The 11,922-nt window shown below is 49.1% G+C and carries 11 protein-coding genes; 3 read left to right on the forward strand and 8 right to left on the reverse strand.

Annotated features, from left to right (window positions below):
* Positions 1–72 precede the first annotated feature (72 nt).
* From JK198_RS05865 to purU, 8 genes are read right to left on the reverse strand one after another with little or no spacing between them, the layout of a single operon-like run.
* Complete coding sequence (locus tag JK198_RS05865) at positions 73–690, reverse strand: XRE family transcriptional regulator (protein WP_212707495.1); 618 nt, start codon at positions 688–690, stop codon at positions 73–75.
* Positions 687–1,490, reverse strand: a complete 804-nt coding sequence (locus tag JK198_RS05870; protein ID WP_212707496.1) for an IclR family transcriptional regulator — start codon at positions 1,488–1,490, stop codon at positions 687–689. The genes JK198_RS05865 and JK198_RS05870 overlap by 4 nt, the downstream gene beginning before the upstream one ends.
* A gap of 59 nt (positions 1,491–1,549) precedes the next feature.
* Positions 1,550–2,134 carry a sarcosine oxidase subunit gamma family protein gene (locus tag JK198_RS05875; RefSeq protein ID WP_212707497.1) on the reverse strand — a complete coding sequence of 195 codons (585 nt, stop codon included), beginning with the start codon at positions 2,132–2,134 and terminating at the stop codon, positions 1,550–1,552.
* Positions 2,134–5,052, reverse strand: a complete 2,919-nt coding sequence (locus tag JK198_RS05880) for a 2Fe-2S iron-sulfur cluster-binding protein (RefSeq protein WP_212710278.1) — start codon at positions 5,050–5,052, stop codon at positions 2,134–2,136. The genes JK198_RS05875 and JK198_RS05880 overlap by 1 nt, the downstream gene beginning before the upstream one ends.
* Entirely contained in the window at positions 5,049–5,366 is a 318-nt protein-coding gene (locus JK198_RS05885) for a sarcosine oxidase subunit delta (protein ID WP_212707499.1), read from the reverse strand. The genes JK198_RS05880 and JK198_RS05885 overlap by 4 nt, the downstream gene beginning before the upstream one ends.
* An 11-nt stretch (positions 5,367–5,377) precedes the next feature.
* Positions 5,378–6,619, reverse strand: coding sequence for an FAD-dependent oxidoreductase (locus JK198_RS05890; RefSeq protein WP_212710279.1), 1,242 nt, complete (start codon positions 6,617–6,619; stop codon positions 5,378–5,380).
* A 14-nt stretch (positions 6,620–6,633) separates the two neighbouring features.
* Positions 6,634–7,545, reverse strand: coding sequence for a bifunctional methylenetetrahydrofolate dehydrogenase/methenyltetrahydrofolate cyclohydrolase FolD (folD, locus tag JK198_RS05895; RefSeq protein WP_212707501.1), 912 nt, complete (start codon positions 7,543–7,545; stop codon positions 6,634–6,636).
* Positions 7,545–8,408 carry a formyltetrahydrofolate deformylase gene (purU, locus tag JK198_RS05900; RefSeq protein WP_212707502.1) on the reverse strand — a complete coding sequence of 288 codons (864 nt, stop codon included), beginning with the start codon at positions 8,406–8,408 and terminating at the stop codon, positions 7,545–7,547. The genes folD and purU overlap by 1 nt, the downstream gene beginning before the upstream one ends.
* A gap of 541 nt (positions 8,409–8,949) precedes the next feature.
* Between purU and glnT the strand changes: the two genes are divergently transcribed.
* From glnT to JK198_RS05915, 3 genes are read left to right on the forward strand one after another with little or no spacing between them, the layout of a single operon-like run.
* On the forward strand, positions 8,950–10,284 hold the full coding sequence (gene glnT, locus JK198_RS05905; protein WP_212707503.1) for a type III glutamate--ammonia ligase: 1,335 nt from the start codon (positions 8,950–8,952) through the stop codon (positions 10,282–10,284).
* Between the two features lie 29 nt (positions 10,285–10,313).
* Complete coding sequence (locus JK198_RS05910; protein WP_212707504.1) at positions 10,314–11,234, forward strand: glutamine amidotransferase family protein; 921 nt, start codon at positions 10,314–10,316, stop codon at positions 11,232–11,234.
* 2 nt (positions 11,235–11,236) lie between these two features.
* Positions 11,237–11,917: a protein glxC gene (locus tag JK198_RS05915; protein WP_212707505.1), complete on the forward strand. Its 681-nt coding sequence runs from the start codon at positions 11,237–11,239 to the stop codon at positions 11,915–11,917.
* Positions 11,918–11,922 lie beyond the last annotated feature (5 nt).

Raw genomic sequence — 11,922 nt, forward strand, 5'->3', positions numbered from 1 at the left:
AATGTCTGTCATTACAAAATAGTGCAGTGCGCATTACTTCAGTGCAATTCAAGTAAAAAAAATGAGAGCAAATCAGCCCTCATCCTGGTCATCATAATGAATTACCGATAATAGCTGTATCGGTACTTTCAATAACTTTTCAGGTCCATGCGGGACCCCGCCATCAAAAGAAAGACTGTCTCCTGGCAACATAGGATAGAGATGTTTTCCATGACGATAAATCAATTCCCCCTGCAACAGATAAAGAAACTCATGCCCGGGATGGGAAAAATTAGGGAACTCTTCACTGGCATCATCCATTGTCACTAAAAAGGGCTCATAGAGTTTCTGTGGTCCCTGAGCATAGCTCAGTAAATGATAAGAGTGACCTGCCTCTGTCCCGGTGCGCACCACCTCCATTCCTTCACCGGATTTAATTAACTGGGCCCCGCGCTTAGCTATATCATAATCACTGAAGAGTTTTGATACGGGTAAACCAATGGCATCACAAAGCCGGTTAAGAATATCAAGACTGGTCGAAACATGGGCATTCTCAACCTTACTCACCATACCTACACTGACCCCGGCGATACGTGCAACATCCGATATTTTATACCCCTGGGAGATACGGCGTTGCTTCAGTGAACGGGCAATATGTTGTTCCAGACTGAGCGGACTTTCGCGCTGACTGACAGTTATTGGTTTATTCATCTGTGGGTCACTTTCTCCGCCATTTTCCTGATATTACCCAGTTCAAACGAAATACGCCGGGCAGTCGCCAGTAATGCATCACGGATCACTTTCCTCTGATGAGGTTCTTCCATAAAAGCATCTGGCCCGGACACATTTATTGCTGCGACAATCTGGTTATGGTGATCCCGTAACGGCGCAGCAATCGCCGTGGCAAAATCAGAACGATGCTCGACCCACCCCTGCATACTGTCCTGCTGTATTGTCTGTTTCAGCTCAGGTAACGAACGGGGAGCTGCTGCAGAATATCCGTCCAGTCGGGTATGCTGATAGAGGCTCTCCAAATCCGTTTCCGTAAGGCCGGTCAACAGAACACGGCCCATCGCACTGCAATGGCAGGGTATACGGGTACCTATCGGGACATTAACCGATAAACGTTGTGACGCAAAAGAACGATAGATATACACCGCATCCTGCCCTTCACGGATACTCAGATGACAGGACATAGAGACGCTATTACGTAATGTATTTAAATGCGGCATCGCAATATCAACCAGATCACGGGAGGCAAGGTAACTGAATCCGTTAGAAATCACCTGAGGCCCCAGCTGGTAGGTGTTTTTAGCCACTTTCTCGAGATAGTTCATCTCAGTAAGTGTGGTCACAATACGATAAATAGAGGATGTGGACACGCCCAGTTTGTCAGCAAAGTCCTGAACAGTGAGTAACCGGTCACGGCTGTTAAACATTTCAATAATGGTCAGCCCGCGAAACAGGGCTGGTACCCTGTAGTCGTTATCAGTGAGCGAAACGATAGACATATACACCTGCGTCGGGTAAATCCGGGCGAATGCCCGGTGATAGGGATGTAAAATAAGGCTTAGTCACTAAACTCCGATACTGCATCCGTCAGTACATCACGGAAGTAAGCTGCCATAGAAGTATCAGTCAGTAGCCAGAACTGTGGCAATTCTGACCTTGTCACATTAATCACAATAGCGCTGGCACGGGCAACCGAAGTCTGCACCACCGCCCCCGCAGGAAAGTTGTCCCGTGACAAATCTACGGCACAAAGTTTTGCCATCATTTCAGGCAGGAAACTGCCTGAAAGTGCAATACAGGCGTGGGTATCCTGTCGCGGTAACAGGTAACAGGACAGTTCGCTGAGTACCCATGTCTGTGCCTGGTGAGCAATCCGCTGGCTACTCTGCTGATCTGATGAAAGTAACAGATATTCAGTCGGTGAAAGACGGGCCACCAGACAGCCATCATCCTGCCAGACAGCCTGGTTAGCCGTATCCGGCAATGTAAAACCGCGCTGTTTCAGATAATAGTCGGCATGCCGGCCACGAAATCCGGCCCTGCTATAATGGCTGAAATCATCTATACCTGCTGTAAGGTACCCGCCCTCCTGCACCAAATGGTCGAGCGGACCTGCAGCGATTGCCTGTATCGTTTGCATCATTAAAGCTCCTGTCGCTGATTTTCAGCATCATAAAAGGGCACTTTTACCACCCTGGCTGATACCTCTTTACCGCCCTCAGTGCGAATCGTGATCCTTTCTCCGGCGGATGCCTTATCTGCTGATGCATAGGACATGCCAATTATTGCGTTCAGGGTGGGTGAATATTCACATGAAGTGATATTGCCGGTGATCCTGTCGCCTTCAACGACCAGATGCCCCTCCAGCGGCTGAGGTGACCCGGCAGGTAAGCTGAAAGCCACCAGTTTGCGCACCGGCGTCTGTGATTCCAGAATATCTATCGCACGGCGACCAATAAATTCAGGCTTATTGCGGTTAACCGCCCATCCCATATTGATCTCTGCCGGATGGCTCATTCCGTCCGTATCCTGCCCGATAATTACATGACCTTTTTCAAGTCTCAGCAAGCGTTGAGCTTCAACGCCGAATGGCCGGATATTCAGTTCCTTACCTGCTTCTGCTAATGCATCCCAGAGCGCCTGACCGTAACGGGACGGCACATGGATTTCATAACCCAGTTCGCCGACAAAACCGACCCGCAACAGCCTGGCCGGGATCCCTGCCACATGCCCTTCCCTGCATGCAAGATAGGGAAAAGCCGCAGCAGAGAGGTCGATATCTGTACATATTTTTTCCAGCACCTGTCGCGAATTCGGGCCGGCAAGATTTACCGCAGCCAGAGCTGAGGTCACATTGGTGATATCAACATCCAGTCGCCAGCGGATATTCCATTGCAGCATTGACTGATAGACCCTTGCTACACCACTGGTGGTCGCGGTTACATAAAAATGCTGCTCTCCCAGTCGACAGGCCACACCATCATCAATAACCACTCCCTGCTCATTAGTCAGTAATGCATACCGGGTACGCCCGACCGGTTGTTTGATAAAAGCAAAGGTATACATACGGTTAAGAAATTCAGCCGCATCCGGCCCGCGTAACTCAATGCCTCCCAGGGTCGTCACATCTATCATGCCCACATTGTTACGTACATTCAGGGCTTCTGCCTGTACTGCAGAAGCTTTGTCCCTGAGGGTCTCCGTCCGGTACCAGCCGGGTCTCAGCCAGTTACCCGCAGGCATCATCTGCGCCTGTAACGCCAGATGGCGCTGGTGCATCGGTGTGACACGCCACGGGTCAAAATGTCGTCCGGCAAGATGAGATAAACTTTCTGCGTTCAGCGGTGGCCGTGCTGTCGTAATCCCTGTTTCGCTGACACTACGCCGGGTGGATTTTGCCACCAGCCGGGCCGTCGGCAGGGCCGAATGACGTCCCTGTGAAGGACCCATTCCGACGGTTGAAAAACGTTTTACCAGCTGAACATCCCGGTAACCATGACGGGTGGCATTCACGATATCCCTGATTTGCAGATCTTCATCAAAATCAACGAACTCTTTACCTTTTGGATGGGGAAAAATCGGCCATGGATAATTAATCTGTGGTTTCTCTCCCCCCGCTGCCGCAGGAAGACCGGCCTGCGCCTGAGTAAAGCCGAGTTGCTGTAAGGCTCGATGACCGGCAGTAACCCCATCCCGCAGAACCTCTCCCAGAGAATGCCAGCCATTAATCGACCCCGCAGTGAACATTCCTCCGGGCAATCCACTCAGGGAAAAACTGGCAGTCGCATCGTCATAACTCAGTTTGCCACCTGCCTGACAGGGCAACTGCCAGGCGGGCATATAACCGGCAGACATACAGAGTAAATCGCAATCAATATTTTTCCCTGCTTCCGCCACACTGCCCTCACCGGTGATGACCCGCACTTCCGCGCCTGACACTGCTCCGCTGATGCGATCTTTATACGCTTCATACACAGTAGCATTGGTAATAATCTCAGTACCGGCCGATCTCACACGGCTGACCACCGCCGATTCCGCGACTTCAGCCCGCATATCTACAATTGCTGCAACCTCTACCCCCTGTTCAGCGAGGGTCAGAGCAGCAAAATATGCATCATCGTTGCCTGTCAGTAATACCGCCCGCTGGCCCGGTTTCACCCCGTAGTGAGACATCAGACGCAGCGCTGCACTGGTAAGCATCACCCCCGGTAAATCATTATTCCGAAAAATAACTGGCTGATCGTACGCTCCGGCCGCCACTACCACACTGCCGGCACGGACTTTATACATCCGCTGCCCCTGGATTACGGGCAGATAATGATCAGTAAACCAGCCATTACAGGTGGCATTTTTCAGTAACCGGATACGCGGATGTTCGTCAATACGGCGGGAAAGAGAGTGTAAGACCTGTTCACTTTGGTCCGCATCGGTAGAAAACCGTGACCATGTCAGAGAACCGCCGATAATCGGCTGCTGCTCTGCAATAATGACCCGCGCTCCGTTATCTGCCGCGGTCAGTGCCGCCTGTATCCCTGCCGGTCCGGCCCCGACAACCATCAGATCACAAAATAAATAAGCCTTATCATAATAACCGGGAGTGGCTTGTAAATTGAGCACCCCGAGCCCCGCTTTCCTGCGGATCAACGGTTCCCAGCGTTTCCACATCCCTGCCGGTTTATAAAAAGCCCGGTAATAAAAACCGACCGGCATAAAACGGGAAAACATTTCAATACGCTGGTCACGGTCATGGTCAAGAGAGCCCTTATAGTTCTGTCCTCTGACCTTTAACCCGTTTGTCACTTTACGGATATCTGCCAGTACATTAGGTTCGTCAGGCAATTGCACGAGGGTATTGGCATCTTCTCCGGCCATGCTCAGTATTCCGCGAGGACGGTGATATTTAAACGATCGGGAAAGCACTTTTCGCCCGGAGGCCATCACGGCACTGGCGATAGTATCGCCATAAAAACCGCTGATTGTTTCCCCTTCAAACGTAAAGTCCAGCGGGCTATTACGTTCGATCAGTCGTCCCATCGGGGCGGAAAGACGGGCTTTTTTCATACAACCACCTCCGGATCCTGCCGGATGCTGGCCGGCAGATCATTACTGTGCGGGTTAGGGAAAATTTCACTGGCATCGAAAGTACGGATAATCTCGTCCGTCAGTGTGTTGCGTTGCGCCAAAAACCAGTAACCGGAAGGAGCATGGAACCACCACTCCGTCACGATACCTGCGCTGTTATCCTCATAAAAGACATAATCAGCCCACTGGCGATCGCTGCAACTTAACTGTTCTGGCAGGGTCTTTAATTCACCGCCATAGACGAATTCACTGATATTGCGCGGCCCATTCAGCGGGCAAAACATAATTTTCATCCTGCACTCCTTTAATGGCTGGCGGCAGTGGCGCCCATTTCGTTAACCTGAGTAAACCTGGCGAAACGCTCCAGCCGGAATGGCTCTATCAGTGCCGGCGTTTTCCCGCCGCTGGCGATCATCTCAGCCATGGCTTTGCCGCAAATAGGCGTTGCTTTGAACCCCCAGGTGCCCCATCCCGCATCAAGGTAATAATTCTGTACCGGGCTTTCCCCCATAATAGGACTGTAGTCGGGAGTCATATCAGTGATCCCTGCCCATTGCCGCATAAGCCGTGCTTTAGCAAGGAACGGAAACATCTCAATACCATGAGCGATCAGACTTTCTTTGAGATCCAGGGTAGATCGGGTGCTGTACAACGGATAAGGATCGGATCCTCCGCCAAACACCACCTCCCCCCGGCTGGTTTGCTGAACATAGCAATGTAATGCTGAAGAGCTGACCAGCGGGTCGAGGAAAGGTTTTACCGGCTGGGTGACCATCGCCTGTAAGGGGTATGACACCACAGGTAACCGGAAACCGGCTTTTGCTGCCAGCAGAGAACTATGCCCCGCTACCGCCTGTACCGCACAACCACATCTGATGGTGCCTCGGTTAGTTTTGACTGCCGTAATACGCCCGTCTGTAATCACCAGATCTTCTGCACTCGTCATCTGATGAATTTCCACCCCGCGTTTTGCCGCCTCTTTCGCGTAACCCCAGGCAACAGCATCGTGGCGGGCAGTTGCCCCGTCGATATGCCATAGACCCGCCAGTACCGGTAAATTCGCAGGGTCCAGATTTAACGTCGGTACCAGTTCCTTAATCTGCTGGCGATCTAACATCTCTGTCCGGCCACCAAAATGTTTGTTGACCTCTGCCCGCTGACGGAACGCACGCACAGTACTGTCGGTATGCGCCAGAGTCAGTTGTCCCCTTTCTGAATACATAATATTGAAATCGAACTCACCAGAGAGGTTACGGAACAGCCTGACCGACTCGCTGTAAAATTTTACGCCTTCAGAGGTCAGGTAATTAGAACGAATAACCGCTGTATTACGGGCGGTATTGCCTCCCGCCAGATAGCCTTTTTCCAGTACCGCAACATTAGTAATACCGTGATACTTCGCCAGGTAGTAAGCAATAGCAAGACCATGCCCTCCCCCGCCGATAATCACCACATCATAGTGTGGTTTCAGATCCTTCGGTGCCGGGAGATCGACTTCAGCAGGATAAGCTGATGACAAGCCGTACTTTAATAATGCGAATGGCATAATGAACTCCTTACTTAGCCAGGCTGGCTTAGTACTGCCTGTTGTGTTTGTAATTCAGCGGCTAACACGGTGTTCTGCATCAGGCAGGCAATAGTCATCGGGCCTACGCCGCCAGGTACAGGAGTGATCGCTCCGGCGACCATGCTGACGCTGTCATAATCGACATCGCCGATCAGTCGGGTACTGCCATCAGCAAGGGTAATACGGTTAATTCCCACATCAATAACCAATGCTCCTGGCTTGATCCAGCTGGCTTCTATCATCTGTGGCTGTCCGACTGCAGCAATCAGAATATCCGCCTGGCGGGCAAGCTGTGCCGCATTCTGGCTACGGGAATGTAAGGTGGTCACTGAACAGTGGGCGTGCAGTAACAAGCTGGCCATAGGTTTTCCGACAATATTTGAACGCCCGACCACCACAGCATGTTTTCCGGTCAAATCACCGCCATACTCCTGTAATAGTAATAAGCAGCCCAATGGGGTACAGGGCGTTATCACCCGTTGTCCCTGCAACAATCCACCGGCATTTTGCGGATGAAAACCGTCAACATCTTTTAGCGGTGAAATGGCGCGGACAATCGCAGCTTCATTAATACCTTTCGGTAATGGTAGCTGTACCAGAATACCGTGGACCTGAAGGTCTTTATTCAGACCCTCAATCGTGGACAGTAATTCAGCCTCCGTTAACTGGCTGTCAAAACATAATTCGACAGACTTTATTCCGGTCTTTTCTGCAATACGTAATTTATTGCGGACATAGATCTGACTGGCAGCATCATCTCCGACAAGAATAACGGCAAGGCACGGATAAACTCCCCGTTTTTTTAACTCATCAACCTCCCTGCGGGTATTCTCCAGTAAGGATTCAGCACTTTTTTTTCCATCAATTTTTTTAGCAACAGCCTGAGAGTTTAATAAAGTCGACATCAGAAAATCACCGTTTTATTTTCATCAAGGAAAATGCGATGTTCAGTGTGATATTTCACCGCACGGGCAAGAGCAATTGTCTCGGTATTTCGGCCTGCGACCACCAGATCATTTGGCCGGTAGGTGTGATCTACCCGCTGCACTTCCTGATCAATAATCGGCCCTTCATCAAGGTCTGAAGTGACATAATGCGCCGTTGCACCAATCAGTTTTACCCCACGCTGATAGGCCTGGTGATAAGGTGAAGCCCCTTTAAAACCCGGCAGAAATGAATGATGGATATTTATCGCCTTACCGGCCAGTTTTTTGCATAAACTATCACTGAGAATTTGCATATAACGGGCAAGAACAACCAGTTCAGTCTGCGTTTCCTCAACGATATTTAATAGCTCAGCTTCCTGTTGTGGTTTATTTTCTTTGTTTACAGGAAGATAAACAAAACGGATCCCTTCACGTTCAGCCATTGGACGTAAATCAAGATGATTTGAAACTATCGCGGTAATATTTATGTTTAGCTCACCTTTATTTCTCCGGTAGAGAAGATCTGTCAGGCAGTGGTCAAACTTACTGACCATTAATACGACCCGCATTGGTTTCGCCGTATCAAAAATATCCCATTTCATATTCAGTTTTTCTGCTACAACAGAAAAACCAGGTTTAATACTTTCAATATCGGCACTGACATCATTATCAAAACGGAAACGGGCACGTAAAAAAAGATGGCCGAGATGCTCGTCATCAAACTGAGATAACTCACTGATATAACATTTACTTTCACTCAGGAAACCGGTAACGGCTGAAATAATTCCCGAGTTAGCCGGACAGGTTGCGGTAATGATAAAATCACTGACTGTCGAAGACATAGTAACTCCGATTATATGAAAGGTTAGCTTTATATATAAATAAAAAAAGAACCATGATCAAACAATAGTCACTCGCAGATTCTTATGTAACAGATTTAATTCATATCATCATCCTTGTCCAGTAAGTTTTTAAAAACAGTCCATTTAATTTTTAAAGAAATTCATTATTCAAATATGAAAATCGCTTTTCATATATAAATACTTATCCGCTGAACTTTTATTAGTGAAAATAACTTCACTGTATGAAAAAAAGTGCCCTGAAATAAGTCACCATTTTGGTGAAACAGATTACTCCGCAATTCATCACTGCTAATAGAATTTTAAAATAATCATCAGTTATACGCCGATCAGGCGAGCCTGGAATAAGAAATACCAAAACAAATAACAAAAAATCAATATGTTATAAAAAATACTCCCTGTATCACCGGTTTTGGCACAGCTTCTGCATTTTCCTGTCAGTGAAAAAATATTCCTGACGGGAATGTATCCTGGCCCACGTATCCCAGAGACGTGCCCAATGTCATCGTTTTAAGAGGTAGTTATGTCACCTGAACAAGCTATGCAGTTTTTACAGGACAATAATGTGCGATACCTCCTCGCTCAGTTTGTTGATATTCATGGTGCGGCAAAAACGAAATCTGTACCCGCAAAATGCCTGATGGATGTGGTCGAAAAAGGGGCCGGTTTTGCCGGATTCGCAATATCAGGAATGGGGATGCAGCCTAACGGACCTGACTTTAGTGCTCGGGGTGATCTGACGACATTATCTCTGGTGCCCTGGCAGCCGGGCTACGCCCGTATTGTCTGCAATGGTTATGTGAATAATCAGCCACACAATTGTGATAGCCGTGTGGTTCTTCTGAAACAGGTGGCACGATTACAGGAAAAAGGCTGGGTACTGAACAGCGGCCTGGAACCGGAATTCTCTCTGTTCAGGCGGGGGGAAAACGGCGAAATTTTACCTGCTGACAATAGCGATACGCTGGCGAAACCCTGCTACGACTATAAAGGACTGTCCAGGGTCAGACCGTTTCTGGAGAAGCTGACCGAGTCATTACAGGGGGCCGGATTCGATGTCTATCAGATTGACCATGAAGACGCCAATGGGCAGTTCGAAATAAATTATACCTACAGCGATGCATTAACCTCGGCAGACCGTTTCACCTTTGTCCGTATGGCTGCCGCTGAAATTGCTTATGCGCAAAATTTACTCTGTTCTTTTATGCCAAAACCTTTCGCGGATCGACCGGGTAACGGGATGCACTTCCATCTGTCGATGTCTGACCATCAGGGAAATAATATTTTTTATGACCCGAACGATCCCCGCGGACTGGGTTTATCAAAAATGGCCTATCACTTTATGGCCGGTATGCTACATCACGCAAAAGCCCTGTGCGCTTTTGCCGCCCCTACCGTTAACTCCTACAAACGTTTAACCGGCGGAGGATCGGCAACCGGTGCTACCTGGGCACCGGTATTTATTACCTATGGCGATAATAATCGCTCCGCCATGATACGCATTCCTCATGGCCGCCTTGAATTACGGTTGCCAGATACGGGAGCAAATCCTTATTTAGTGCATGCGGCGATCATTGCAGCCGGACTGGATGGCGTGGCTCGTCAACTCGATCCGGGTAAAGGCCAGAGTGGAAATCTTTATGCTTTCACTCCGCAGGAGTGCCGGCGTGAAGGGATTGAACTGCTGCCGCAGAATCTGAAAGAAGCTCTCGATGAACTGGAGCGCGATGAAATCCTTCGGGAAAGCATGGGGCCGGAAATTGTCGATGAATTTATCAAGGTCAAACGCCAGGAATGGCACGAGTATCACCGTCATGTTAGCGAGTGGGAAACACGCCGCTACCTTGAATTCTTTTAATTGTAACGCCGAAAAGTAAAGGAAATCCTATGTGTGGAATTGTCGGTCTCTACTTTAAAAATGCTTCCCTCGAACAACAGCTCGGCAAACTCTTTCGTCCGATGCTGATTTCGATGACTGAACGTGGCTGTGATAGTGCAGGGTTTGCCATCTACGGTGATGAATATGACGGTGGCATAAAACTGACCCTGCGTTCTGATAATCCGGACTTTGACTGGAACAGCCTGGCTGATCGTCTGGCAACCGAGTTTGGGGCGCTGGATGGCTGGTTCCGTAATAACAGTGTTGCTGTCTTTAAATTACCGGCCAGCGAATCACAGGCATTATCCTGGCTGGCACTGCATGCACCGGAAGCAGACGTACTTAGCGCCGGACACAGTATCGAAATACTGAAAGGCGTCGGTTTACCTGCCGAAGTTGCTGATAAATATTCTCTGGAACAGATGAAAGGCAGCCATGCTATCGGTCATACCCGACTTGCGACTGAAAGTGCCGTAACCATTGAAGGCAGTCATCCTTTTTCTACCGGGATGGATCTCTGTCTGGTGCATAACGGCTCACTTTCCAACCATAACCGGTTACGAGAAAAACTGAAACGTGAAGGGATCCACTTCAAAACTGAGAACGATTCTGAAGTTGCTGCCGGTTATTTAGCATGGCGCTTATCACAAGGTGATTCACTGAAAACCTCCCTTGAACATGCCCTGAAAGATCTTGATGGCTTTTTCACATTCACTATTGGTACCCGTGACGGATTTGCAGTACTGCGTGATCCGATCGCCTGCAAGCCGGCCGTGATTGCCGAAACAGATGATTATGTGGCAATGGCATCAGAGTACCGTGCACTGGCCAACTTGCCGGGAATTAAAGATGCCAGAGTCTGGGAACCTGAACCGGCAAAACTGTATGTATGGGAACGTGGCGTGACACAGTCTGAAGGAGCGGTATAACAATGAAAACTTACGATTTAACTCAGGGTGTACGTGAACTCAATCAGGCTCTGCATGATGCAGACTGCACAGCAGAAACCAAACAGTGGCAGGTCATTAACCCCGATGGTGCGCACAATATCGCCTGCGGCGTAAATGCTGATGTCAGTATTAATATCGATGGTCATGCCGGTTATTACTGTGCCGGGATGAATCAGCAAGCATCCGTCACAATTAATGGTAATGCCGGTGTCGGACTCGCAGAAAACATCATGTCAGGTACTGTCCGGGTGAAAGGAGATGCTTCCCAATCGGCGGGAGCTACCGGCAATGGCGGTCTGCTGATTATTGAAGGAAATGCGGCTGCACGATGTGGTATTTCCATGAAAGGTATCGATATTGTCGTTAAAGGTAATATTGGTCCAATGAGTGCATTTATGGCCCAGGCAGGATGCCTGGTCGTGTGTGGTGATGCGGGAGAAGCTCTGGGGGATTCCCTGTATGAAGCCCGTATTTATGTAAAAGGAAAAGTCGCGTCTCTGGGCGCTGATTGTGTACAGAAAGAGATGCGGCCGGAACATATTGAAGAGCTGGGGCTGTTATTACAACAGGCAGGGTTTGATGAATCACCCACGCTATTCACCCGCTATGGATCAGCACGGCAACTCTACAATTTTAAAGTGGATAACGCGTCCGCGTACTAATAAAG

Source organism: Tatumella sp. JGM91, assembly GCF_018257575.1.
In the GTDB taxonomy this organism is placed as follows: domain Bacteria; phylum Pseudomonadota; class Gammaproteobacteria; order Enterobacterales; family Enterobacteriaceae; genus Tatumella; species Tatumella punctata.